The sequence below is a fragment of the Mucilaginibacter ginsenosidivorans genome, from assembly GCF_007971025.1.
GTDB classification, from domain to species: Bacteria; Bacteroidota; Bacteroidia; order Sphingobacteriales; family Sphingobacteriaceae; genus Mucilaginibacter; species Mucilaginibacter ginsenosidivorans.
In genome coordinates this window covers 18,917-45,607 of record NZ_CP042436.1, presented here as the reverse complement: position 1 = coordinate 45,607, position 26,691 = coordinate 18,917, and the positions used below count along the sequence as shown (strand labels likewise).

The 26,691-nt window shown below is 46.8% G+C and carries 21 protein-coding genes; 14 read left to right on the top strand and 7 right to left on the bottom strand.

Annotated elements, in window-relative coordinates:
- The first annotated feature begins 68 nt into the window (after positions 1-68).
- The 8 genes from dcd to FRZ54_RS00160 all read left to right on the top strand — a co-directional run bounded on the left by dcd (position 69) and on the right by FRZ54_RS00160 (position 14,134).
- The gene (gene dcd / locus FRZ54_RS00195; protein WP_147029642.1) at positions 69-605 is read left to right on the top strand and encodes a dCTP deaminase; all 537 of its coding nucleotides are present in this window, start codon (positions 69-71) and stop codon (positions 603-605) included.
- A 157-nt stretch (positions 606-762) separates the two neighbouring features.
- The gene (locus tag FRZ54_RS00190; protein WP_147029641.1) at positions 763-4,140 is read left to right on the top strand and encodes a carboxypeptidase-like regulatory domain-containing protein; all 3,378 of its coding nucleotides are present in this window, start codon (positions 763-765) and stop codon (positions 4,138-4,140) included.
- Between the two features lie 146 nt (positions 4,141-4,286).
- Positions 4,287-7,112, top strand: coding sequence for a carboxypeptidase-like regulatory domain-containing protein (locus FRZ54_RS00185; RefSeq protein WP_147029640.1), 2,826 nt, complete (start codon positions 4,287-4,289; stop codon positions 7,110-7,112).
- 53 nt (positions 7,113-7,165) lie between these two features.
- On the top strand, positions 7,166-7,447 hold the full coding sequence (locus FRZ54_RS00180; protein ID WP_147029639.1) for an ATP-dependent Clp protease adaptor ClpS: 282 nt from the start codon (positions 7,166-7,168) through the stop codon (positions 7,445-7,447).
- 149 nt (positions 7,448-7,596) lie between these two features.
- Positions 7,597-10,434 (top strand): TonB-dependent receptor, encoded by a 2,838-nt coding sequence (locus FRZ54_RS00175; RefSeq protein WP_147029638.1) that lies wholly within the window; start codon positions 7,597-7,599, stop codon positions 10,432-10,434.
- Positions 10,435-10,485: 51 nt separating this feature from the next.
- Positions 10,486-11,913: a hypothetical protein gene (locus FRZ54_RS00170; RefSeq protein ID WP_147029637.1), complete on the top strand. Its 1,428-nt coding sequence runs from the start codon at positions 10,486-10,488 to the stop codon at positions 11,911-11,913.
- A gap of 20 nt (positions 11,914-11,933) precedes the next feature.
- On the top strand, positions 11,934-12,941 hold the full coding sequence (locus tag FRZ54_RS00165; RefSeq protein ID WP_147029636.1) for a hypothetical protein: 1,008 nt from the start codon (positions 11,934-11,936) through the stop codon (positions 12,939-12,941).
- Complete coding sequence (locus tag FRZ54_RS00160) at positions 12,938-14,134, top strand: metallophosphoesterase family protein (RefSeq protein ID WP_147029635.1); 1,197 nt, start codon at positions 12,938-12,940, stop codon at positions 14,132-14,134. The genes FRZ54_RS00165 and FRZ54_RS00160 overlap by 4 nt, the downstream gene beginning before the upstream one ends.
- A 69-nt stretch (positions 14,135-14,203) precedes the next feature.
- Here FRZ54_RS00160 and FRZ54_RS00155 read toward each other — a convergent pair whose 3' ends face one another.
- The 3 genes from FRZ54_RS00155 to FRZ54_RS00145 all read right to left on the bottom strand — a co-directional run bounded on the left by FRZ54_RS00155 (position 14,204) and on the right by FRZ54_RS00145 (position 16,906).
- Positions 14,204-15,268: a branched-chain amino acid aminotransferase gene (locus FRZ54_RS00155; RefSeq protein ID WP_147029634.1), complete on the bottom strand. Its 1,065-nt coding sequence runs from the start codon at positions 15,266-15,268 to the stop codon at positions 14,204-14,206.
- A 179-nt stretch (positions 15,269-15,447) separates the two neighbouring features.
- A complete protein-coding gene (locus FRZ54_RS00150; RefSeq protein WP_147029633.1) occupies positions 15,448-15,846 on the bottom strand; it encodes a hypothetical protein in 399 nt (132 codons plus the stop codon).
- Positions 15,847-15,952: 106 nt separating this feature from the next.
- Positions 15,953-16,906: a tryptophan 2,3-dioxygenase family protein gene (locus tag FRZ54_RS00145; RefSeq protein WP_147029632.1), complete on the bottom strand. Its 954-nt coding sequence runs from the start codon at positions 16,904-16,906 to the stop codon at positions 15,953-15,955.
- 80 nt (positions 16,907-16,986) lie between these two features.
- Between FRZ54_RS00145 and FRZ54_RS00140 the strand changes: the two genes are divergently transcribed.
- On the top strand, positions 16,987-17,457 hold the full coding sequence (locus tag FRZ54_RS00140; RefSeq protein WP_147029631.1) for a universal stress protein: 471 nt from the start codon (positions 16,987-16,989) through the stop codon (positions 17,455-17,457).
- A gap of 75 nt (positions 17,458-17,532) precedes the next feature.
- On the opposite strand, the gene FRZ54_RS00135 is transcribed toward FRZ54_RS00140, so the two are convergent.
- The 3 genes from FRZ54_RS00135 to FRZ54_RS00125 form a co-directional block, all read right to left on the bottom strand.
- The gene (locus FRZ54_RS00135; RefSeq protein ID WP_147029630.1) at positions 17,533-18,825 is read right to left on the bottom strand and encodes an HAD-IB family phosphatase; all 1,293 of its coding nucleotides are present in this window, start codon (positions 18,823-18,825) and stop codon (positions 17,533-17,535) included.
- Between the two features lie 334 nt (positions 18,826-19,159).
- On the bottom strand, positions 19,160-19,615 hold the full coding sequence (locus FRZ54_RS00130; protein WP_147029629.1) for a hypothetical protein: 456 nt from the start codon (positions 19,613-19,615) through the stop codon (positions 19,160-19,162).
- A gap of 110 nt (positions 19,616-19,725) precedes the next feature.
- Positions 19,726-20,709, bottom strand: a complete 984-nt coding sequence (locus tag FRZ54_RS00125) for an SDR family NAD(P)-dependent oxidoreductase (RefSeq protein WP_147029628.1) — start codon at positions 20,707-20,709, stop codon at positions 19,726-19,728.
- A 168-nt stretch (positions 20,710-20,877) separates the two neighbouring features.
- Here FRZ54_RS00125 and FRZ54_RS00120 point away from each other — a divergent pair, with 168 nt between their 5' ends.
- The 3 genes from FRZ54_RS00120 to FRZ54_RS00110 all read left to right on the top strand — a co-directional run bounded on the left by FRZ54_RS00120 (position 20,878) and on the right by FRZ54_RS00110 (position 24,478).
- Entirely contained in the window at positions 20,878-22,059 is a 1,182-nt protein-coding gene (locus tag FRZ54_RS00120) for a formimidoylglutamase (protein ID WP_147029627.1), read from the top strand.
- 38 nt (positions 22,060-22,097) lie between these two features.
- Complete coding sequence (locus tag FRZ54_RS00115) at positions 22,098-23,234, top strand: TlpA disulfide reductase family protein (protein WP_147029626.1); 1,137 nt, start codon at positions 22,098-22,100, stop codon at positions 23,232-23,234.
- 92 nt (positions 23,235-23,326) lie between these two features.
- Positions 23,327-24,478: a TlpA disulfide reductase family protein gene (locus tag FRZ54_RS00110; protein WP_147029625.1), complete on the top strand. Its 1,152-nt coding sequence runs from the start codon at positions 23,327-23,329 to the stop codon at positions 24,476-24,478.
- A gap of 104 nt (positions 24,479-24,582) precedes the next feature.
- On the opposite strand, the gene purD is transcribed toward FRZ54_RS00110, so the two are convergent.
- On the bottom strand, positions 24,583-25,857 hold the full coding sequence (purD, locus tag FRZ54_RS00105; protein WP_147029624.1) for a phosphoribosylamine--glycine ligase: 1,275 nt from the start codon (positions 25,855-25,857) through the stop codon (positions 24,583-24,585).
- Between the two features lie 151 nt (positions 25,858-26,008).
- Here purD and FRZ54_RS00100 point away from each other — a divergent pair, with 151 nt between their 5' ends.
- Both FRZ54_RS00100 and FRZ54_RS24295 read left to right on the top strand, forming a co-directional pair.
- On the top strand, positions 26,009-26,533 hold the full coding sequence (locus FRZ54_RS00100) for a hypothetical protein (RefSeq protein ID WP_147029623.1): 525 nt from the start codon (positions 26,009-26,011) through the stop codon (positions 26,531-26,533).
- Positions 26,520-26,669 carry a hypothetical protein gene (locus FRZ54_RS24295; protein ID WP_187359714.1) on the top strand — a complete coding sequence of 50 codons (150 nt, stop codon included), beginning with the start codon at positions 26,520-26,522 and terminating at the stop codon, positions 26,667-26,669. The genes FRZ54_RS00100 and FRZ54_RS24295 overlap by 14 nt, the downstream gene beginning before the upstream one ends.
- Positions 26,670-26,691 lie beyond the last annotated feature (22 nt).

Below are 26,691 nucleotides of genomic sequence, written 5' to 3'. Positions count from 1 at the left end.
AAATTGCAAAAAGGATGGCAAACTTATGTCAAATAATTCTAATTTAGGCCAATTATCTCACCCGGAATATGATTTTATCAGACAAAAGAATTCTTGAAGAAATTGACAAAGGCTTTATCATTATCGAACCTTTCAAACGCGAATGCCTGGGGACAAACTCGTACGACGTACACCTGGGCAAACACCTGGCAACCTACCGCAACCGGGTGCTCGACGCAAGGCTCCATAACGAGATAGACGCTTTCGAAATTCCGAAGGAAGGCTTTACGCTGCAGCCCAATACGCTGTACCTGGGTGTGACGATGGAATACACCGAAACGCACCGTCATGTGCCTTTCCTCGAAGGGAAATCAAGCACAGGCAGATTGGGCATTGATATACATGCTACGGCAGGCAAGGGCGACGTTGGCTTTTGCAATACCTGGACGCTCGAGATTTCATGCGCCCAGCCGGTAAGGGTTTACGCAGGCATGCCTATTGGCCAGCTTATTTATTTTGTAGTGGAAGGCGATATCGAGATCATGTACAACACCAAATCCAACGCCAAATACAACAATCCAACCACCCGCCCGGTTGAAAGCATGATGTGGAAGAATAAATTTTAGGGAATAGTCAATGGTCAATAGATTCGTCGACCCATTAATCCACATTGTTGACCGCTCACTATTGACCATTCACCATCCAATCCTGACTTAATCGTCAGCCTTTTGCTTGGAATTATCGCGGAGTATTTGGTAAATTGCTTGTGCAAACCTTATATCCATGAAAACGAGAACCTTATTACTCATCGTTATTTTTATCTCGGCAGGCGTTTCGTGTTTGGCACAGGACACGGCTTTTTTGCAGAATGCCTTTAAGCGGCTGGAGCAGCAACCTGCACAGGAAAAAGTTTACCTTCATTTAGATAAACCTAATTATGGCTATGGCGATACGATATGGTACAAAGCCTATACCGTTACCGGGCAAAAACACAGGTTATCGACGCTGAGCGGGGTGTTATATGTTGAACTTATCAGCCCTGCTGATTCGCTGATAGCCAGGCAAACCGTGCCAATGGTATCTGGCATCGGGTGGAGCGAAATACCGCTTGCCCACAGCCTTAAGCAGGGGATATACCGTATTAGGGCCTATACGCGCTGGATGCTGAACAACGGCCCCGGATATTTTTACGACCAGTGCGTACGAATCGGGGGGCTGCAGCCGCAAATAATAAAACAAGCCGTGCAAACGCGCCTGGATGTGCAGTTCTTTCCCGAAGGTGGGCAGATGGTGTATGGTGTGCGGTCGAGGGTGGCTATAAAAGCTTTAGGAGCTAACGGGCTTGGGCAAAACATTAAAGGAACCATTGAAGATAATACGGGTAATGTTGTGGCCGACTTCGAAACACACCATTTAGGCATGGGGGAATTTGCGCTGACCCCCGCACCCGGGAAAAGTTACAGGGCAAAAATTGATGCGCCGGGCGAAACTACATGGATGGCAGAGCTGCCCCGGGCGCAGGAAATCGGGTATGTCCTCGCCCTGAACAATAGTGATGCGGACAGCATCTACCTGAGGGTCGCCACCAATGAAACGACTTTAACGCGTGATAAAGGCAGAGCGTTTTTTATCATCGGTCAAAATGGCGGCAAAGTATTCTATACGACCAGGGGCGAGCTGAACGGGACGGCCTACGCCGCCAAAGTGGAAAAAAGCCGCTTCCCGGATGGGATTGTACAGTTTACGTTATTCGGGCAATCGGGCGAACCTTTGGCTGAAAGAATAGCATTTGTGGACAATACTAATGAAATGAAACTGTCTGTCGGCACAGATAAGGCTGACTACAAAACCCGGGAGAAAGTACAGATCGCGCTCGGCATAACGGATAGCAGCGTTAATACCGCCAGGGCCAGTTTTTCGGTAGCTGTGATCAACGAAAACAGCGTGCAGCAGGATGAGAACGCGGAAAGCACCATACTGAATAATTTGCTGCTGACCTCGGAATTGAAAGGATATATCGAACAGCCAAATTATTATTTCACCAATAAAAGCGACCAGGCAAGGGCCGACCTTGACAACCTGATGCTGACCCAGGGGTACAGGAGGTATGAGTGGAAGCGCGTATTGGATAACAAATTTGAACCGCTTGTTTATAAACCTGAAACATCGCTGGAGCTAAGCGGAACCCTTGCCACGCCTGCGGGCAAACCTATACCCCATGGCAGCGTAACACTTGCCGCAACAAAGGAGGGTATTTTCAGGGATACGGTTGCTGACGATGCGGGCCGGTTCACCTTTACCGGTCTTTACCTTACCGATACCAGCACAGTAGTGCTAAGGGCGAGGAAAGCTAACAAAGGCAGTAATGTAAAGATAAAGGCCGATGTACCCGATTACCCCGCAATAACGCCTGCCGGAAATATAAACGAGGCGCCGGTAATTATTGATACTTCAAAACAAACCCCGGCGGCAAAGCAATATATCCAATATCAACAGGCGCAAAAAACCGAATCGCAGAAATATGGAATATCGTTAAAAACGGTATCCATAAAAGGCTATAAAAGGCCCCCAAAACCCGACCTTACCAGGTCGTCGAACCTGCATGGCGGCGGAAATGCCGACAGGGTAATTATGGGTAAGGACCTGGGATATTGCATAAATCTTTCTGATTGCCTTGGCGACAAATTGGTTGGCATAGGTTTTAGAGGTATGTCGGTTATTGTGGATGGTGTAAATATCGGTGTAGGACGTATCGATGATGTTAGTCCAAATGAAATATATAGCATCGAAGTGCTTTATCGTACGTTTTCCAAATCGGTTTACGGGTCCAGCATTTCAAAAGCAGGGGCGCTGATTATTACCACGAAAAACGGCAGCGAAAATGAAGAAACAGTTAAAGTTCCTGAAACTGCCGCGCAACTGCAATACAATCAGTACGCCCTTGCGCAAAGACAAGACTCGATGAAGTATGGCAAAACGCTCAAAACGGTTACCATCACCGGTCTCAAAAGACCCCAACAGCCGGTGATCCCAAATTCATCCAACCTGCATGGCGGCGGTAATGCCGATCAGGTGATCATGGCCGATGATATGGGCATTGCTGCAAATTTGGAGGATGGCTTGCGGAGGAAGATATTCGGCGTGACTTTTGATGCAAATGGGGTGCCGGTGAACTTAAGAGGTAATGGCGCACGAATGTCTGTAATTGTTGATGGCGTAACACTCACCAATACGAGTATCAACGATGTCAATGTACTTGATGTATATAGTGTTGAAGTATTACGTACCAGCGCGGCAAGGGCAATCTATGGATCGAGCATTGACGCCGGCGGCGCATTGGTTATCACAACAAAACGCGGTACAGGCGTAACAAAAACTGACGCTAAGCAGAATATAGCGCAGCTGCAATATAACAGGTATGCCGTGGCGCAAAAGCGGGATTCGTTGAAGAACGGCAGAACGCTTAAAACGGTTACCATCACGGGTCGCAAAAGGCCCAAGCAACCAGAATTGATCAATTCATCCAACCTGAACGGGCCCGGCCATGCCAACCAGGTTCTCATGTACGATCAATTGGATAATTGCATTGACCTGGCCGATTGCCTGAACGGAAAGGTTCCTGGCGTGACATTTGACGGAGCTGGCAACGCAAAGCCTATGCGTAGTCATTCTGGTAACGCACAGGTAAAATATATGAGGGTTATTGTTGACGGTGTGATGCTGGACCCCGAAGCAACGTTAAATGACGTAAATGCCAGCGATATATACAGCATTGAAGTGTTGCGCAGCAGCGCCTACCTGGCTATTTATGGTTCAAATGCGCCCTTGGGTGCATTTGTTATCACTACTAAGCGCGGCGGGGAAAAAGGAACGGCTTATTTTACCCAGGCCCAGCCCAATGGGATAATGAATTTCCCGTTTACCGGCTTTTACAAGGCAAAGGCTTTTTACATGCCTAAATATCAGCATCCGATCGGGACGAAAGACCTTGATAACCGCACCACGGTTTATTGGAACCCCAATATCATCACCGATAAAGATGGCAAGGCATTACTGGAGTTTTATAACAACGATAGCAAAGGAAGTTACCGGGTAGTAGTGGAAGGCATTGATGAGAACGGAACCCTTGGCAGAGCGGTTTACCATTATAAAGTTGAATAGCGAATGGTTATTAGTGAATGGTCAATAGTGAATAGGAAGTATGATATATCACTCACCATTTGCTACTGACTATTCAATACAATATTCCGCAGACATTTACAATATCAACTAAGTATTTAGTATATTGGTTCTGCTAAATCTTTTCTATGAGAGTTTTCTTACTTATCGTTTTCTTTTCGTTGTCGCTTTTTACGGCAAAAGCGCAGTCAAGGGAACATTTTTTGACCCATGCTGATAGCGCATTGAATAATTATGCCCGGAATTACCCCGCCGAGAGTGTTTATCTGCACCTTAACAGACCACTTTATTACCGGGGCGACACCATTTGGTATAAAGCTTATGTAGTCGGTGGGCAGTATCATCAATTATCAGCGCTCAGTGGAATATTGTATGTCGAACTGATCAGCCCTAAAGATTCGGTGGTGAGCCGCCAGGTATTAAAATTGAGAGCGGGGATTAGTTGGAGCGAACTGTTTGTCGAGAATAAACTTGCTCCGGGTACCTATCATATCCGCGCCTATACCAATTGGATGCGCAACCAGGGACCGGAATATTTTTACGACCAAAGGATAATGATAGCCGGGGCACCGGTTTCGGCGTCATCACAAAGCTTGGCTGAAAAAACCGACGTCCAGTTTTTCCCCGAAGGAGGCGGATTAGTTGCAGGTATTCGCTCAAGGGTAGCTTTCAAAGCGATAAATAATAAAGGGCTTGGTACAGAAATAAAGGGCTCGGTGGTAGATAATGATGGTAATGTGGTGGCCGATATTTCTACGCAGCATTTGGGCATGGGGGTATTTGCATTGACACCCCAGGCAGGGAAAACCTACCGGGCCAGAATCACCGCACCGGGCGAGACGTCGCAATCCTTCGATCTGCCACGAGTTTCGGATGCCGGGTTCTGCCTTTCGGTTGACAACCGCGCGCAGGATAGTATTTATGTAAAGATAGCGGCAAATGATAAGCTGTTCGCATCCTATCAAAACCGTAATTTTTACCTGGCTGCACAAATGCGCGGCAAACTGTATTATGCTACCGAAGGCACACTTTCGGCGCCGGTATTTGTGGCGCGCGTAGCGAAACAGCGGCTTCCTTCGGGCATTGTACAGTTTACCCTGTTTTCTGATCGTGGCGAGCCCTTAAACGAGAGGATTGCTTTTGTGTTGAACGATGATACCCTGAAATTGAAGGTTACCGGATTGGAAAAGACTTATAGCACACGCGGAAAAGTAGCCATTGGCCTTGGTTCGTCCGATGCCGAAGATGATGGCCTGACAGGCAGTTATTCAGTATCTGTTATCAACGAAACCCGGGTGCCTGCCGATGAAAATGCTGAAGGAACTATTTTTAACCATCTGCTGCTTACATCCGATCTGAAAGGCTACATACAGCAGCCCAATTACTATTTTACAAATAACACCGAACAAAAGCAGGCCGACCTTGACCTGCTGATGCTGACGCAGGGCTACCGCAAATTTGAATGGCGGAAAGTTTTAAGCGAAAGTCCGCCGGTTATAACCTATAAGTCTGAAACAAGCCTGCAGATAGCCGGTGTAATTAAAACGCCGTCGGGCAAGCCGGTTCCGAACGGCAACGTCATTCTTACATCCCCAAAAGAGAATTTTATTACAGATACAACAGCCGATGCAGATGGCGCCTTCCGGTTTTCAGCGCTTAACCTTTCAGACACCAATAAAGTTATCCTGCGGGCCAGGAAAGAAAATAAAGGGGGCAACGTTAATATTTTTATCCAGCAGCCGGATTATCCCGAAATATCAAAAACTGGCTTTTATGCTGAACCAGATACTTCTTCCCAATTGAGCGTCGGAATGAAAAATGGGCTAACGGAACACCGGCAGCAGCAAATGCAAGATTCGCTTCAAAAAGGAAGGCGGTTGAAAGAGGTAGTGATCAAAGGTAATAAGGTACCCAAAGCAGACAGGTATAACGGGTATGGGTCCGTTCCTGAATACGATGTCGATATGAAGAATATGGCCGTAAACTATTCCGTTATAACCCAGGCGCTTTCGTCAGTGATACCAGGATTGACTTATTTAGGCAATAATAAATTCAGGTACGAAAATGGCGCTGTGCAACATTTTATTATCGATGGTTTTGAACGTTCTGCTGACGATCTTGACTTTTTTTCGCCGAAGGAGGTTGAAAGTATCCGAATAATAAGAAATACAATCGTCCTCACCACCAAACGCTATGCGGGCACCGATACCACCTCCGCGGTACAACTGAAGGAGGTGAGCATCGTCGCCAAAAAAGGCCGGAATAAACCTGACCTGTCCCACTCCTCTAATTTAATGGGGGGTGGCCATGCCGACCACGTCATCATGGGTGATGATTTGAGCGGTTGTCCTTTTTTGATTGACTGTTTGACGGGTAAAATAGCGGGTGCCACTTTCCAGGATGGTATGTTATACCGTATACGCGACCTACCGAAGGACCAAATAGCAAAGGCACAGGGCGGGGCTGGAAGTCCAATGGCTATTATTGTCGACGGGGTGCGATTTGATCAAAGAAGCGGTTATAATCCGTTGAAGGAAATGAACACAAGTGATATTTACAGCATAGAGGTTTTGGAGAGTGGGGCATACACGGCGATCTACGGGTCGAACGCCGGGGGTGGGGCGCTCATCGTTACTACCCGCCGGGGTGGGGAGAATAAAAGCAATTATCCATCAAGCAATAGGCCAACCGGCCTGATCATGTATCCTTTTAAAGGTTTTCATAAAGCGAAGGTGTTTTATTCGCCCAAATATGATCATCCCCAAACCGTTAGCAATGCCTTCGATTCCAGGTCGGCCATATACTGGAACCCTGACATCGCTTTGGACGACCAGGGCAAAGCCTCAATAGGATATTTTAATGCTGATACCAGAGGTATTTATCGCGTTGTGGTCGAGGGGATCGATGCCGACGGCAATTTAGGCAGAGCGGTTTACCGCTATAAAGTAGAGTAGTGAAATCTAATGACCTTTTTATTATTTCATTTAGGTAATTTTGTCATTACAATATGCCAACAGAAACACAGGAAGAGACCTTAACACTTGAGGAAATACTTGCCGGCCTCAAGGAAATGCATCGTTTGATTTTATGGAACGACGATGTCAATACATTTGACCACGTAATATTTTGCATGATGAAATACCTGGATTACTCCGAATCGCAGGCCGAAAAGATAGCCTGGAAAGTGCACAACGAAGGCAAATGCGCCGTGTTGGAAGGGTCGTTTACCGAAATGGAAATTTACCGGAAGATATTGCAGCAGGAAGGTTTGACTGTTTCAGTTGAGTAAATTTAATGTTAGGTGAATATGACTTATTGTTGTGAATACACCCCTAATATTAAACAAAAAAAAACTTTTCGTTAACAAACCCGCAGTGGGCAAAAAAATCAGTTTTTGTACAGAATTGAGGGGGTTTCTTTGGGCAAAATTCCGCCTTAATGAAACTATTTTTTACCAGTCTGATCTGCCTGCTGTCCGTTTCTTTTTCTTTCGCTTCTACCATTTCGGGATACATTTTTGACAAGGACTCCAAAGAGCAATTAGTCGGGGCTTCCATCCTTTTAAGTCCCCGCGGTATTAAAACAGCTTCCATGCTGAATGGGAAATACCAGTTAAACAATATCCCCGCAGGCACTTATCATTTAAAGGTTTCCTACATAGGTTACAAAACCATCGACACCACCTTAACCTTAAAGGCTGACGAAAATGTAAAGCTGAATTTTTACATGACATCAAGCTATGCGAGCCTAAGCACGGTTACCATATCGGCAAGGGGCAACAGGGAATCAGATGCCTACGCAAAAAGAGCTGAACAGCGCGCAAATAACCTCACGAACATTGTTTCCGCCAATTCGATAGCGATTTCGCCCGATATCACCGTGGCCAATGTAATGGCCCGGGTTTCAGGCGTGTCTGTCCAGCGTGGAAATACCGGCGATGGCCAATATGCTATTATCCGTGGTATGGACCCACGGTATAGTACGACTTTGATCAATGGGATAAAGATACCAAGCCCGGATAATAAACAGCGTTATGTACCCCTGGATATATTCCCTGCCGACTTAATTGAACGCATTGAGGTTTCCAAATCATTAACCCCCGATATGGAAGGGGATGCTTCCGGCGGCGTCATCAACCTGGTGATGAAAACGGCACCTGACGAATTGAGGCTGGAAGGAAATGCGGCCATCGGTTATAGCCAGATATTTTCTAACCGCTCATTCCAAAGCTTTAACACGGGTTCAATAAATTCTCGATCTCCTGCCGAGATAAGGGGCCTTACCGTTCCTGCTTCCGTATCGGATTTTCCTTATCAGAACCTCATCGTATCGCCGAAGAAAACTCCCGTAAACAGCAATTTTAACTTAACTATCGGCGACAGGTTCCTGAACAAAAAACTCGGTGTCATTTTTTCCGGTACTTATCAAAATACTTATGCCGGCAACAACACCTTTAGACTTGTCGAAAATGCTACGCTCGGCCCGGCTGCAGGGCCCAATGCCAAAATGACGCAGGTGTTCCCGGAATATCTCGACAGGCAATATTCGTCACTTACAAACAGACTTGGTTTGATATCAACGGTTGATTATCAATTTAACCAGGATAATTCAATAAGCTTGTTTGGTACCTACCTCCAGCTTGATGAAAACCGCGCCAGGCTTACCAACGACCTGCTTTTGGGCAACTATTCGTACCAGGGTTATACCGGGGGCTTTCAGCAGAGCTACGAAACACAAACCCGCAAGGACCTGCAAAGTATTTACAGCGCCATATTGCATGGCGATAATAAACTGGCCCGCTCATTAACGACAGATTGGTCAGTTGCTGTTTCAGAAGCGAAACAGGAACTGCCAGATATGGCCGGTTTCAACACAACGCAGCAGATAAACCCAAATACTACCGGCGTCGCCACATCGGTGTCTTACGGCCCGGTACAAGTGCGCCCCGAAACGAGAGAATGGTCGCATAACACAGACAAGGATATTTCGGGGTACCTTAATTTTCACTACAACACCGATATAAAAGGCCATAAAACCATCATCGGTTTTGGTGGCATGGCAAGACATAAGAGCAGGGATAACTTCGACAATCAATACACCCTGAACGCTGTTCCCGATCCTGATTCGACTTACCAGAAATATGTTTCCATCCCTGCCTCAAAATTCTTCTTCGGCGGCGGGAATGGCTCCGATCCGCTTGGCAACGCTGCAAGCAACGCCGGTGTATACACCTTTACCGAGAACGTGCAGGCGGCATATGGCCAGGTAAAATATTTTATCAGCGAACGTTTTGATGTATTGTTTGGACTAAGGATCGAAAATACCAGCCAGTCTTACGTGTCCTCGTTACCCGCAACTATAGCAGGCAAAAGCGCCAACATAAGCTATACTGATTATTTGCCCGGTATCAATGCAAAATACTCGTTAAGTAAAACTCAGGCCCTGCGGGCTTCTTATTTCAGGTCGATCCTTCGCCCGGCGTATTCCGACCTGGTTCCATACCCTGATAACACCGGCTTTGGACAGGATAATTTCCCTACACAGGGGAACCCCGATTTGCAACATTCCGTTATTGATAATTATGATTTCCGTTACGAGGTTTTTCCAAACGGGCTCGATCAGTTCATGGTTGGCGCGTTTTACAAAACCATTAACAATCCTATTGAATATGCGCTGGTGCAAACCAACTTTTCGGCCAGCTTAACACTTAGCCCGAACAACTTTGGAACCGCTCATAACTATGGGATCGAAGCTGTATTCAGAAAGTTTTTCGGTAATATAGGTATATCGGGCAATTACACTTATACCCACTCTCTCATCAATTCGACCAAGAAATTTCAATACATCGACCCGACTGACAACAGCTTTCACAACATAGAAGTGAGCCAACCCCGGCCATTGCAGGGGCAGGCGGCCCACGTGGGCAACGTGTCGCTTTTGTATAAGAACACAAAAAATAAAATAGATGCGCAATTGGCCATGGTTTATACGGGCGAGAGGATAAACACATTGTCTTTATACAAGGATCTTGATAACTGGGAGCGCCCTACGGTAAACCTCGATTTTTCTGCACAGAAGGAATTCAGCCAGCATTATATCATTTACATCAAGGTCAATAACCTGTTAAATACCCCTTACGAGTTAATAGTAAAACAGCAGAACAAGGCCTACAGCGGTAATAGTAAACTGCCGCTGCAGGAGAGCCCCAACTATGCAACCATCGAGAACGATAAGTACTATGCCCGTTACCTGCTGGGTTTCCGGTTTAAATTTTAATAAGCACACTAAGTAACCATTTTCCAATAGCAATCATTTAATTAATTAACCATGAAAAATTTAAGAAACGTTTTGTTTTTGCTCTCCGCTCTGGCGCTGGCATCGTGCAGCAAGAAGGATAAGGCTGTTATTTCAACTCCGCTGCTTCAGGTCGGGAAATCTGTAAGCAATACAGCTCCGCTGTCGGGAGCTATAAAAGGCACCATGCTTGCCAGCCAGACCTATACTGTTTCTGGCGACGTAACCGTTAATGCAGGCGATACCCTTTTGATTCAAAAAGGTGTTACTATTAAAGTAAATAACGGCGCAACTTTCATTGTAAAAGGTATCCTGTTAAGCCTTGGTACGAAAGATGCTCCTATAATCATTACCGACCCGTCAAAAACTAAAACTACAGGCAATTCATCCGCTGCTACTGATCCGGCTTATGAAGGCGGATGGGGTGGCATTTATTGCGACGTTACCTGCCCGTTGCTGGTTATTAAATGGACACATCTTGATTTTGCCGGCGCTGCATTGGTAGCACCTCCTTTCAATGGCCCGTCTACCGGCGATCAATATGCTATTTACTGGCAAAATCCAACCGGCGCTATCATCCTGGAAGATTCATGGATATATGGTACGCCTGATGATGCTGTCCGCTTTTATGGTGGCCATTTGAATATGATGAGAAATACGCTTGAAAAATGTGGTGGTACCGGCGGCGACGGTTTCAATGCAAAAGGCGGTGCACAAGGCAATATGGCCTACAACCTGATCATAGGCAGCGCTACCAACGGTACAAAATCTGCTAACGACGGCGCAACCGGATCAGTTCAAACCCAGATTGCCATGTACAATAATACCTATGTTAATGACGGCTTCAGGAATGACGGAGTTTATGGCGCAAGAAGCGGTTCGGCCGAAATTGAGAACAACTCAAGAGCTTATGCTTACAACAACCTTATCGTCGATTGTAATTTTGGTGTTCGTATTGCAGGTGGTAACAACGTTACGGCCAAGGTATACCTTGCTGATACACTAAGCCACGCTGACGGGCCGATCAACAAAACTTCATACGGTTATAATTTCTACTACGTCGATAACGTTGCACAGGCCAACCAGATCGTTCCGACAAACGTTGCCCAGGCCGTGGTTACCCATCCCCAGGCAACTGATATCCCGAACATGGCCTCGTTCCTTGGCGCTACATACACCTTCGGGTTCGCTTACGACGGCACAACACTGGTAGGGAAAAACAACCCTTTATTTGTTAACTACACGCTCCCGAATTTGAATTTCGCTAACCAGGCTTCTGTGGATGGTTTTGATTTCCACCTGCAGGCAAATTCGCCGGCTGTAGGTAAAGGTACAACTACCGCCTTTACACCGATAACCTCTGGCATCCCTATCAATGACAACTTTGGTTCAAGCGGCATTACCGCTCCCGGAAAAGATATAGGCTGCTTCCAGATGGACGGTTCAGGTAACCACCACTAATCAAAAAAATAACCGATAACATGACAACCCGTTTCAGCAAAAATATAATGCGATATTTTGTTCGAGGCGGGTTGTTGTGTTTTTTATTCTTTTCTTTTTTTTCTTGCAAAAAGGCCAGTATCACTGCCCCCAAGACGACTGACACCGTTGCGAAAACACCGGTTGTATTTACAACGCCCACCTATGATCCGCTTCTGCTTGACACATCAAAAGCGTTTGAGTCTGCCCCCATTGTTAATGATCTCGCCCGGACCGATCTTGTCGAAATATCCGGCATAGCCGCAAGCAGGATTAACCCAGGTATCCTGTATATTCATAACGATAGCGGTAACCCAAACCAGGTTTACCTTACCGACGCTACAGGCGGGGATAAGGGTACGCTCACCTTAACACCCGTCAGTGATCGCGATTGGGAAGATATTGCCGTTGGGCCGGGACCCATTGCGGGAAAAAGCTATGTATATGTAGCCGAAATTGGCGACAACGATTCAAAATATAAATCGGTTTTTGTGTACCGGTTTGCCGAACCCGATCTGACGGGAAAAACGTTGCCGCTGCGCCTGAATATAGATACGGTTGATATACTAGAACTAAAATATCCCGACGGCCCGCGCAATGCCGAAACGCTTATGGTCGACCCGTCGACCAGGGATATTTATATTGCCAGCAAGGAAAGTAACGCATCAAAAATTTATGTTGCGCATTATCCGCAAAGTACCACATCGGCCACTGTAATGGAACCTGTCGTAAAACTGTTGTTCAACAAAGCGACAGGGGGCGATATCTCACCCGATGGTTCTGAAATTTTACTAAGAAGCAAAGAATTAATATGGTATTGGAAACTTCCTGCCGGAACATCCATATCTGCGGGTTTGATGACGAAGCCGGAACATGCACCATACGCCAACAACGAACCGCAGGGCGAGGGCATCGGCTTTGCGGCAGACGGCTCGGGATATTATACCGACACTGAAGTACGCGACTACCCCGGTATGCCGGCAACTATCTCTTTCTACAAAAGAAAATGATCTCTAAAGCATGTGAAATGCGGCGTAATGTAATTTTTCCGGTGTTGATTACCGCTATTTGCGCTGTTTTCTACTCGTTCGTCTGCCATGGTCAATCAACAGGCGACCGGGTAATTAATATGGTCTTTACCTCAGACGCCCATTATGGCATTACCCGGCCGAAGTTCAGGGGCGATTCGAATGTGGCCGGTTATAAAGTGAATGAGGCCCTTATCCGCCAGGTCAATACATTGCCGGGCCTTGTGCTGCCTGCTGATAATGGGGTAAGTTCGGGTAGGCGAGTCGGCGCAATTGATTATGTTATTGAAGGCGGCGATATAGCTAACAGGATGCAGCCGCCGGTACAAAGCGCCGCCGCTTCATGGGCTCAGTTCGAAAATGATTATTTGCATTTGTTGTCGGTAAGGGGCCATAACGGGCAACCGGCAAAACTACTTGTCATCCCGGGCAATCATGATATCAGTAACGCCATAGGATTCGCAAAACCGATGAAGCCGCTTACCGATCCTACTTCGATGGTTAAGATATACAATATGATGCCGACGCCGGCCAAACCTTTAACCAACGAGAACTACGATTATGCTAAAGATAAGGTCGATTACTCCTATAACATGAAAGGCATACACGTGATGTTTGTCACCCTGTGGCCCGATTCGGCACAGCGCATTTGGATGCAAAAGGATTTGGATACGGTAAACAGGAAAACCCCGGTTATTATATTCACGCATGACCAGCCCGAGTCGGAGGCTAAGCATTTTACCAACCCGGTGCCGCCTCATAAAATAATCGTTGAAAGTGGTTTTGAAAACCTGGTTGCCGAACACTATAAAGATGGTACTGTTGCCCCGCAGGATGATGGCGCTACAATTAAGGAACAACGCGGCTTTGTGAAGTTTTTACAGGCGCATCCAAACATTAAGGCCTATTTCCACGGCAACAGTAACTGGAACGAATTTTATGTGTATCATGGCCCGGATAAGAACGTCAATCTGCCTGTTTTCAGGGTCGATTCGCCGATGAAGGGTAAATACTCGTCAAAGGACGAGACTTCATTGTCATTCCAATTGATCTCCCTCGATCCTCAAACGCAAACTTTAACCGTGCGCGAATGCCTGTGGAACGCAAAACCCGCGGATGCAGCGCAAAAAGTAGTGTTCGGGAAAAGTAGTACGGTATCGCTCAAGGTAAATTAGCTAAGCCCTGTATAACAGAAAAAGCTCCCAAGAGGGAGCTTTTTTAATTTATCTGGACGATAATATAATTTACACCATATAATTCCACCCGTGCGTATCGGTAACGCGGCCATATTTTATAGCATCCAGTTCTCTTAATACCTTTTGAGAGAATTCTCTTTCTTTTGGATCGACTAAAAAATACTCTTCACCATCACGGCTGATAGAGCCAACCGGGGCTATAGTGGCAGCGGTGCCGGCACCAAAAGCATCCTGCAACTTGCCATTTTTAGCACCCTCAAGAATTTCAGCAACTGAAACGCGGCGCTCTTCAACAGGCATACCCCACTCGCGGGCAAGTGTCAGTACGGTATCGCGGGTAACGCCATCCAGGATCGTATCGCGGGTTGATGGGGTGATCAGTTTACCATCCAACACAAACATAACGTTGGCAGCGCCCATTTCCTCTATGTACTGGTGATCTTTGGCATCCGTCCATATCAGTTGGTCAAAACCTTCTTCGGCAGCTTTACGGGCAGGCAGCATACTGCCGCCATAGTTGCCGGCTGCTTTGGCATAGCCAAAACCCCCTTCGGCAGCGCGGGTATAATGTGTTTCTATTTTGACACGAAGTGTTTTTGAAAAATACGGGCCAACAGGGCCGATCAAAACCATATATTTATATGTCGCCGATGGTGTTACACCCAAATAAGGGTCGGTAGCGAACATAAACGGGCGGATGTATAATGCATGGTTAGCTTTTGAAGGCACCCAATCGCGATCAGCATCCACAACTGCGGCAATACTTTGTATAAAAATTTCTTCGGGAAGCTCAGGCATGCACAGGCGCCCGGCCGACTTATTAAAGCGGATAGCATTTTTATCCGGGCGGAAAACGGATACCTGCCCATCGGCATGTTTGTATGCCTTTAAGCCTTCGAAAAAAGCTTGGCCATAATGCAATGCTGAAATAGCCGGGCTCAACCCAATTTCGCCATAGGGAATAATTTGAAAATTCTTCCATTCGCCATCGGAATAATCGGCCATAAACATATGGTCGGAAAATGTTTTCCCGAAGGGTAAATTGTCGAAATCCGTCTCGTTTAAGCGGGAATGGGTCGTCTTGGTGATCTTGATGTCCAGTGTATCAGTCATTGCCTTAGTGTATTGGTATTGGAAAAGGGCAAGGTACGGATTTTGGGTAACAGTTCATAGTTGCTACATCATTGTTCACTGTGAATAGGTGAGAATGACCTATTTATGACGAAAAAATCCCATTGTCTACTAAAAACATCCCGAATAACAGGAAAACTTTCGCGTAACCGCTCGCCTCTTTATTTGCTGGTTGGGTAGGTGATATCGTATTTCCCCCTTGCATGTTTGCCGGTAACACTGATCTTAACATCGGGGTTGCCGCCATCGCTGATGCGCACCGAGTCGCGTACGCTGCCGGTTACGTCCCGGTTCACAATAATGTTCCGTCCCTGTTTAATTACCAGGTGCAGTTCGCCTTCGGTTATATCGCCGGTGTATTTAAGGCTAAAATCGCCGGCCGCAGGGTTAAGCAATTTGAAATCCTGGCGACCGTTCATTTCGTCAAACGACGCGTAGTTATGCCCGCCTACGTCGCCGCCGTGCCAGTTCCGGCTCGAGTAGTTATTGATGATGCCGCATGAGGCAAATAGCACAGTGGATAATAGAAAAGATGCTTTTAAATTTTTAGATATGTTCATAGTGTTCATGAGTTTCAGATCGATAGACGATAGGAACATGCAATTGGTGTCAGCAGGAAATAAATTTTTCGATGAGCAGTTATTTCTGCAAAAGCAATACCATGAACTATTTGCTGTTAAGCACATCCTCCACCCAGGCCTTACCCCAATTGTCCAGTTGTTCGGCTGTCCATAGCGAAGGATAAAAGATGCGTTTCTGGAAACGCGGGGGCAGGTATTTTTGCCAGTTGGTGCCGCCTGTAGCTTTTATATCGTCCGGTTTGCGATCGAGGTAGCGCACTGCTGATTTATAATGCGACAGTGGCCAGTTCACGTTTACGTTTACGTCCAGCCTGCGCAATTCATCCTCCAGCGCTTTGGCCGACCGTTGCTCATATTGCATCTGCTGTAGTAAGGCATTGAAGTTTAATTGGGTACAAGCCTTCGCCAGTTCGATGAATTGTTTGGAATATTTCTTTTCAAACTGCCGCAGGGTCAGCGTCTTTTTACCGGTGGATAGTTCGGTTGCGCCAAATTTCCAGTACAGGTATTCGAATTGATCCTCTACCGGCGCCGAAGCTAATTCCCCGCGTTTATCTTTCGCCACCAGGTTGATAAAATCGGTCGCGTATATCTCGATCAGCCTGTACTGCCCGCTCTGGAAACCGCTTGCCGGCAGCAGCGACATCCTGAATTGCAGGAACTGGTCCTTTTCCATCCCATCCACCATGATCTCGAACGATTGCGTTAATGCCTCGAAATAACGGTTAATACGGCGTACCCTCGCAGCAAAAAAATCAGCCGTCAGGTTTTCCTTTTCCGTTATCTGCTTGCACTCATGCAGCGCCAGTTTAAAGTAAAGCTCCGTTATCTGGTGGTACATGATAAATATTTCCTCGTCGGGGAAAGGCGTTTTGGGGCTTTGCAGGCTCAGTAGGGTATCTAAATGGATGTAATCCCAATAGGTAAGGAAGTCGGCATGCAGCAGGCCGTCAAGGTACGATACCATGTCCTGGCCCATAGCTTCATACTTTTCCTGAAGTAAAGCCAGGCGCGATTCGATCTCGGGGGTGATACTCATAGAGTTTGGTTTACCGGCAAAGGTAACAAAGCTTGCAGATACAGAAACAAAACAGGTAAATTTACAGTTAAGGAGGTACCATGAAAATTCAGAAGATTTTGATAGCAATCGACGACAGTAAAGAGGCCGACAACGCCGCCGCCTATGGTTTCGATCTGGCGCATCTGTATAAGGCCCATGTGGGTTTGGTTAATATTGTCGAACCAATCGTAACTTCGTCTACGGATGCCAACCTGCTCACCGGCTCGCCTTTTGAACCGGGGCTCGCAAGCGATCCTGAATTCGTCAATATTCAAAAGGAAGCATCGCAAAATATTATCCAGCGCACCATTAACAATTTCGCCGGCGACCTGGAGATTACCCATTTTTCGGAATACGGCAGCACGGCGGATGGCATAATCGATTGCGCCGCCGAATTCAATGCCGATCTTATCGTAGTAGGTACCCAGCATCGCTCCGGCCTCGACCGCCTTTTGATGGGCAGTATAGCCGAACATGTGGTAAGGCATTCGAAGGTGCCTGTGTTGGTTGTGCCGTTTAAAGAAGAGTGATTAGTTAACCAGTTAATTTGTGATTAGGAACTTAAGCAACCAGTCACCGGTCGCTAATCTCTAATCACCAACCAACTAATACAACAAACGGAACTTGATCGTATGATCTATCGCCTTTAGTTCGTTCAGCACCTGCTTGCTGTAACCGGCGTGCACATCGGTTATTACATATCCTATTTGCGCATTGGTTACCAGGAACTCACCCACAATGTTGATGTTGTGACGGGCAAAAACCTCGTTTATCTGCGCCAGGATCCCCGGCACATTAGTATGGATGTGTATAATACGGTGGGCGTTATCATTGCGGGGTGGCTGCAGGTCAGGAAAGTTGCAGCTCATATGCGTTTTCCCCTCGTTCATAAAGGCGATGACCCTTTTGGGTATGAAATCAACATTGCGGGGATTATATTTCGGGTCGTCAAAAATGATGATACCGTTCTCGCACGCCGTTTCTGAAAGTTTGCGGCTGGCAACACGGCCAAAGCATCCTATAACTTTAAGGCGACCGGCATTTTCAAGGTCCTCGGGTGTAGGCTGGTTTGCTTCGTCGCATAACAATACACCCGCTTCCTCCAAATATTTCTGCTCTATAGTATCCTTATGCCTGATGTCATAGCCTTCCTTGCGCATCTGGTCTATCGCTTCCTCGCCAACATCGCCCACTACCAGGCATTTGATGCGGTTTTTAGGGTACGATATTGCCCGCGGCAGTTTGTTGATATATAAAAACTCGTCGAAGCTCGGCGTAATATGATCGGCTTTTTCGGCCACCGATTTTCGTTCGATATTCTCGGTAAAGGCAAAGAATTTTTTGATGATGCCCGATTCCCTCAGCTGGTAGTCGGAATACCCGTCGCCAATGCCGAATATTTCGCCCTGCAGGTCCATCTGCCGCAGCAGTTTTACCTTGCCGCCTTCCTGCGATAGCGGGTTCTCACGATCGTAGCCGACAATGTTATCGTTCTCGTCGAACACAAAAGTGTTGGCGTATATATTTTCTCTTTTGATAAAATATTCCGTTACCACCGGGGTAATAAATTCTTTGAACCCTCCGGACACGATCAGCACGTTATCAGAATGCAGCTTAAAAAAGTTGCTGTTGCGCGAAAACGAGATAGATACTTTCTTTTTCAAATGCGTCACCAGTTGTTTCAGGTGTTCGCGGTTAGCCTCAAGTAATTTTACCCGGTTAGCCAGGCTCTCGCTGAAAGACAGCTTGCCTTCCATGGCCGCGTTGGTATAATCCTCAATTTGTTTATAGATCTTTTCCCTGTCAGGATGTTTTCTCAGCGAAATGCGGGCAAGCTCGTCCAGCGCCTCAACCTGGGTGAATGTGCTGTCAAAGTCGATAATAAAGTACTGGTCCATGCTTTATTCAGGTGCGGGAATCCGCCGGCGGCGGATAAGCATTACAAATGTGCAAAATTTTGAATTGCTTTCTAACCGTTTCGAGATTAATCAGGTGTATCAGGTACACATTTGCAATAATTAAAAAATAGAGGGGTGTATTTTGAAAAAATGGAAATGGCAGTTGGTGATTAGTTACTTGTGATTAGTGATCGGGGCTTCATGGAAAGTCTGGCTAAAGGAGCAAACCTGTTCGGTGATCAAAGCTTTACCACCATCTGCTTACTCATCGCCGCTCCATTTATGCGACGGGTAAATAAAAGCGTTTATTGGCTTTAGCCAAATTCACCATTCACTACCGCGTATCCCTCCCATAGGTTATATCCGCCATCTTCAACACCTTAAAAGCCGTGTCCAGTTCAAAATGGTACTTCTTCAGCTTTTTATGCCCCATCGAATCAATGCGAAAAGAATAATCCAATGTATAATAGATCAGTTTATTATGTTCGATGCTGTCCAGCTGCCTGATGTTGCCCGGGGCGCGGTCGGGGCGCTGGTAATTTTCACTATCCACATATTGCTCCATTTTCTGGTGATCGTTGGGACTGATGTGGGCATAATTAAGGGAGGAGTCGAGCGGAGTCACATACCGGTGTTTTTCAAGTGCCGAAAAACCGACGGTCTCCAGGTATCTCGGGTTACCAAGCAAGTCGCGCGTGTATTTTTCAGCGGCGCCGTCGGCATCACTTTGCCGCGCCGAATACACGCAGGCGCCAAGCAACAGCAAAATTACAGGCAACAGTTTTTTCATTACTCAGGACTTATGTTGTATCAACCAAGTTATAAAGATTCGGTTTTAAAAATACACGATGAACAGATTTGAAAGATCAAACTAATTCCCGAATGCAGGCATCCTGCAAATCAATTTGATCCCGAAATCGTGTCCAGTGCCGCACATATCTCCTTCACCGACTGGCTAACCGGCTTAAAATCAATATTGATCGCGTCTTTAAGTTTACTGTTGTCAAAATCCCTGGCAATGGAGGCCGACTGTGCCGTCACCTTATCTATCGCAGGGGCCTTACCTGTAAAAACCGACGCTACTTTCGATAAGCGCCAGGCCAGGCCCATCATCCACGGCTTGGCAAGGGAAGCAGGGGGCTTGACGCCAAAGCAGTTGGCTATCTCTATAACCAGCGGTTTATAGGCCCGGTTTTCGGCGCTTACAATAAAACGTTCACTGCTAATGTCGCTGTTCATCAGGGCGATCATGCTTTTAGCCACATCCTCCACATCCACAAAGCCCATGCTGCCTTCGGTATAAAATTTCAAGCCTTTTCGTACTGTTTCAAAAAGCGCGCCGCTGCCTTCAGTTCCGGCATTCGGCCCGATGATCATCGAAGGGTTTACGATAACGGCGTCCAGTCCTTCGGCTATGCCTCGCCACACTTCCATTTCGCTTTCCAGTTTGGATATGGCATAACCGTCGTTTTCGGTAGCCTGGTCGAGGTGGTGTTTTTCGGTTATCAGTTCTCCCGGCTTAGCCTGGCCGATGGCTGCGACCGAACTTACATGCACCAGCCGGCAATTGTATTGCGCGCATAAATTCACCAGGTTGGCGGTGCCCGTAACGTTGGTGTAGATCATCTTATCCTTATCCGACTGTTTGAGCGAAACCCATGCCGCACAGTTATAAACCTGTGTAGTACCCTCAAGGGCATTCTCCAACGCAAAAATATCCAGCAGGTCGGCCTCCACCCATTCGATGTTGCTATCAAAGGCCTTTAAAAGTGGTGGAATACTGGATGTGCTTCGTTTGGTACAGCGGACGCGATGCCCCTGCACAACAAGTTGTTTTGCCACTTCCGAACCCAGGAAACCTGTTGCACCTGTAACCAGTATCATTTTATTAATGTGCAGATGTGCAAATATGCAGATATTTTGATTAGAGGATGGTCAACTCTTAAGTTAACCCTCTTTAAAATTTATCGATCTGCTCATCTGCACATCTTCTCATTTGCACATCTGCATATCAATCCGCATATTCGCACATCCGCATATTTGCACAACAACATGTCTTTATCCGACTTTTTTTCTCCTATCGACTTAAAAAATATCGCGCCTGAAAACGGGTATTACAGCAGCCATTTGGGCGAAAAGATAGCGCGTTTCAGGGATAGTTTTCCCGACCTGGAGCAGAAGACAGACATTGCCATCATCGGTGTGCAGGATGATCGGAATGCCATCAATAACCCCGGTTGCGCACTGGGCCCCGACTATGTCCGCGAGAAATTATACCAGCTTTTTGAAGGAGGATATAAGACAAAAATTGCTGATCTGGGCAATATCAAACAGGGAGCGACAATAACCGATACTTACTTTGCCGTAAAGACGGTGGTGCATGAATTAATTAAAAAAGGCATTTTACCCATCATCATCGGCGGGGGGCAGGACATTACCTATGCTCAGTATATGGCCTACGAGGACCTGGAGCAAAAGGTGGACCTGGTGATCGTCGACCCGCGGTTTGACCTGGAAGATGATGGCGGCATGGATAGCCTGGAAACAACATCGGTATCCTACCTGAACAAGATATTTTTACACGAACCCAATTACCTGTTCAATTATAGCAACCTGGGTTTCCAAACCTATTTTACCAGCCAGGAAAGTTTGCGGGTGATGGATAAACTCTACTTCGACGTGCACCGTTTAGGCGAGGTAAGCAGCCAGGTGGCCATGGCCGAACCGGTGATCCGCAACGCTAATATGATCAGCATCGATATCGGTGCCATCCGCGCGTCGGATGCTATGGGCAACGCTAACGCGTCGCCCAACGGCTTGTATGGCGAGGAAGCCTGCCAGGTTGCCCGCTATGCAGGTTTCAATGATAAATTAAGTTCTATCGGCTTTTACGAGTTTAACCCGGCTTATGATAACAACGGACAAACAGCAATGCTGCTGGCACAAATGATATGGTGCTTTATCGACGGCTTTTATAACCGTAAAAAAGACTTCCCGCTTAACCCTAAATCACAATACCTGATATATAAAACCAGCCTGAAGCACGAGGACCACGAGGTGGTGTTTGTAAAGAGTAAAAAATCCGATCGTTGGTGGATGCAGGTTCCTTACCCTTCAAGCGGGTCCATGAATGAACGCTTCCATCTTGTGCCCTGCCGCTACGACGACTATAAAACCGCCGTCGGCGGCGAAATGCCCGACCTTTGGTGGCGCACTTACCAAAAATTAAATTGATAGCAATTCATTAGTCAATAAAGCGTTATAAACAACAAATGAAAAAAATATTCTCTTTTTTAGTATGCCTCCTGCCTTTCGCAGTCCTTGCTCAAATGCCGCAGCAGTTTAATATTGCCGGTAAATTTGGTAGTATGAATTCGGAGGTTTACCTGTATTACCAGGCCGGGTCGAACAAAGTGCTCGATTCGACTAAAAGCGTTAACGGCGCCTTCGAATTTAAGGGGGAAATCATCTATCCGTCAGTGGCTGCGCTTATTGTGGACCACAAAGGTCTGGGTGCGCAAATGCTGGATTTCAATACGGCTGACAAGTTTATATTTTATTTGGATAAAGGTACCATCAACGTCCAAAGTCCCGACTCGGCATTCAACGCAAAGGTTATTGGCTCGCCCATTAATAATCAATATGTGAAGTTGGTGGCCATTAACGATGCAGCATCTAGCCGCATCAATAAAATAACAACCGATGCGCTTAAATCGGCCACAGATGAAAAATCAGCTGCCGCGACCAGCGAGATGCAAACTAAAATAAAAGCTGTGCAGGCCGATTACCATGCCGCTTTGACAAAATTTGTCAAGGAAAATCCTGACAGCTACCTCAGCCTGATCACGCTGGGTTCTATCGGCGGGCCAACGCCCGACCCTAACGAGATACTTCCGCTGCTCGACGGCTTATCAAAGAACGTGCAGGAAACAGAAACTGCGCGTACCATGCGCAATGCGCTGGAGAGCCTGAAAAGCACATCTATAGGCGCCGTCGCTCCCGATTTTGAGCAAACCGACACCCTCGGCAATCCGGTAAGGCTCTCGTCGTTCAGGGGTAAATACGTATTGCTCGACTTCTGGGCATCGTGGTGTGGTCCGTGCCGCCAGGAAAACCCCAACGTTGTAAAAGCGTTCAACAGGTTTAAAGATAGAAATTTCACCATCATCGGCATCTCATTGGACAGGCCTGGAAGCGGGTTTGCATGGCTGAATGCGATCAAGGCCGATCACCTTGGCGGCTGGACACAGCTTTCGGACCTGAAATTCTGGAACAATGCCGTGGCCCAGCTTTATTTTGTACAGGGCATACCCAAAAACTTTCTGATAGACCCCCAGGGAAAGATCATAGCGCAGGATCTGCGTGGCGATGACCTTGAAAACAAGCTGGAAGAAGTGCTTGGCAAGTAATGCCTGCAATTTGTAACTATTATTTTACAATAGGGGTGCGGCTAACAATTCCGGAATTATATCGCTATAATTGAGTTCTCAATAATTAAAACATGAAGAAATTTATCTCAGCAGCCATAGCATTATTGCCATTGGCTGCATTTGCACAGGATGGTGCATATATCATAAAAGGCAAGGTTGGCAGCTTCAACGCTCCCGCCAAAATGTACCTCGAATACCAGGTCAAAGACAAGGTGATTAAAGACTCGGTTGTTATGAAAGACGGCCAGTTTCAATTTAAGGGGACGACAGGCGACGTTCCAGCAGTAGCTTACCTGGTGCTCAACGAAAAAGGTGACGGCCTGAAGTTCAAAGATTACAAGTCCATCTATGTTGAAAAAGGCGAGATCAACGTAAACGGTAGCGGCAAACTGGCTGATGCCACGGTTGACGGCCCGAAAGCGAACCAGGATAATGTCAAATACGAGGCGATGACTAAAGCTTTTGACGCCGACCAGGATGCACTGGATGCTAAAATAAAAGCGGAAACACCTGAACAGAAAACTTCCGAAGCTTATCAGCGGGAAATATCAGCGGCGCAAAAAGTAATTGATGACAAGCAAATGAATGCCAACAAAGTGTTCGCGCAGCAAAACCCCGGTTCATATATCAGCATGATGGCGTTAGAAATGTATTCAGCTTACGGTGCCGATTATGCTGATATTGCGCCATTATACGAGGCCCTTGCACCGGAAATAAAAGGGACTGAACAAGGGAAAGAGTTTGGCGCAAGGTTACCGAAACTAAAAGCAGTTGCTTTGGGCGAAATGGCGCCATTGTTTACAGAAGCTGATACCGCCGGTAAAATGGTGAGCCTCCAATCGTTCCGCGGTAAATATGTGCTGGTTGATTTTTGGGCATCATGGTGCGGCCCCTGCCGCAGGGAGAACCCTAACGTTGTAAAGGCCTTCAATGAATATAAAGACAAGAACTTTGCTATCCTGGGCGTGTCGTTGGACCGCGAGAACGGCAAACAAAAATGGCTGGATGCTATCCACAAAGATAAATTGACCTGGACACAGGTATCCGACCTGCACTTCTGGAAAAGTAAAGAAGCCGACCTTTATGCCGTGCGTGGCATTCCCGCAAATTTCCTGATAGACCCGAACGGTAAGATCATTGCTAAAAGCCTCCATGGCTTCGAGCTTGAAGATAAACTGGCCGAAATATTTGGCAAAGCCGAACCCGCAAGCGGAAGTAAATAATTAAAGTCCGAATCCCGATAAAAAGTCCGAAAGATGAAGTTTGCAAGGCTTATCTTTCGGACTTTTTAGTTTATATAGCTTCCGGACTTATGCGGACTTTCGGACTACAACAGATCAAACCCGATATCTTTCCTGAAATACATGCCATCCCAGTAAATGCGGCTGGCATCGGCGGTGGCCTGCTGCAGCGCAGTAAACATGTTGTCCTGTAAGGTGCTTATCGCCAGTACCCGCCCGCCCGTTGTAATAATATCTTCTCCCTGCATTGATGTGCCGGCGTGAAATACTTTTGAATCCCGAACATTTTCGATGCCGGTTATCACCTTGTCTTTCAGGTATTCGCCCGGGTAGCCGCCCGCTACCATCACCACAGTAGCTGCGGTTTTACCGGATATGGTCAATTCTTTTTTATCCAGGTTTTCTTCCGCAACACCTTCCAGCAGGTCGACAAAATCAGATTCTATCCTCAGCATCACGCTTTCCGTCTCCGGGTCGCCCATGCGGCAGTTATATTCTATCACATAAGGTTCGCCATCACAGTTCATCAGCCCGATAAAAATGAAACCTTTATAAGGGATGTTCTCTTTGCGCAACCCTTCAACCGTGGGGATGATCACCCGTTCTTCAACCTTCCGCATAAAAGCCTCGTCCGCAAACGGAACCGGGGAAACAGAACCCATTCCGCCTGTATTCAGGCCGGTGTCGCCTTCGCCAATGCGTTTATAGTCCTTCGCTTCAGGCAAAACTTTGTAATTCTTGCCGTCGGTCATCACGAAAACCGATAACTCGATCCCCTGCAAAAATTGTTCGACCAGTACTTTCGAACTTGCATCGCCAAATTTGGCATGCGTCAGCATTTCGGTCAGTTCCAGTTGTGCTTCCTCCAGCGTGGTGCAAATGAGCACGCCCTTACCGGCCGCCAAACCATCGGCTTTTAGAACGACGGGTAATCCTGCCGTGGCTAAGTATTCAAAACCTTCCTGCAAAGTCTCGCGGGTGAAAGTTTGCGACGCGGCGGCAGGGATATTGTGCCTTTGCATAAACGCCTTGGAAAAATCCTTGCTACCCTCCAGCTGTGCGCCTTCGCTTTGCGGACCTATTACCGGGATGTTTTTTAACCCTGTGTTCGCCAGGAAAAAATCATGGATACCTTTTACCAGCGGTTCTTCGGGGCCTACCAAAACCAGGTCGATCGAATTTTCTATCGCGAAGTTTCCTATGTTCTCAAAATCGGTTGACTTAATATTCACATTGGTGCCGTATTGCGACGTACCGGCATTGCCGGGAGCAATGAACAGGTGGTCGCATTTTGGGCTTTGCGAAATTTTCCAGGCGAAGGCGCTTTCCCTTCCGCCCGATCCGAGGAGCAGGATATTCATGCGGCAAATGTAAAATATAATGTGCAGATGTGCGAATATGCAGATGTGCAAATGAAGCCTCACCCCAACCCCTCTCCAATTGGTGTAAAAATTTCTTGTAATAAAAGTCCTCTCCTTTGGAGAGGATTTAGGTGAGGCTTACCTTTACATTATGTCAAAAAGAATGGATAGGTACCGCAAGCTTCCTGTGTTTATAAAGGCAGAGGAGTTGCTTGAACTGGCTGAAGTAATAGTCGAAGCGATAAAAGAAGACGATCAAAAGGAATGGCTTGCCGGCGAGATTGTTGGCAACGCGATGCTGGTGCAGGCCAAAATAGCGGGTGCCGAGGGCGCCGGGTTGTACTCGCTGCGTATGGAAAATGCCGTATTGATAAAATATGCGGTTTATAATATGCGAAACGCCGTCATCAGCAGCGAAATGTTCAACCTGAACAACGAAGACTATGTCGACCTGATGCGTGATAAAATTGAGGAATTCAGGATCGAATTTGTTGCCTGGATACGCAGCTTCGATAAAAGCTATGATATCCCGGACAACTGGGCCATCCGTTTCGACACCAGCACGCCAGAGCAGGAGAAGTTGGAGGAGCTTATGTTTGATGACGACAAGTTCGACGAAGATGACTATTTTGATGAAGAAGACGACACCGATCCGGATGAAGATGAAGAAAATTGATCATTTGCACATCCGCATATCTGCACATTCGCACATTAACCTTTCCCCTCAAAACCTTTCACCTTTCACCTCAAAAACAGTACCTTTGCCTGCCATTATGACCTCATCGGCCGCGATGGCGCAATTGTTGAGTTAGTCGGAAATATATCGATATAATT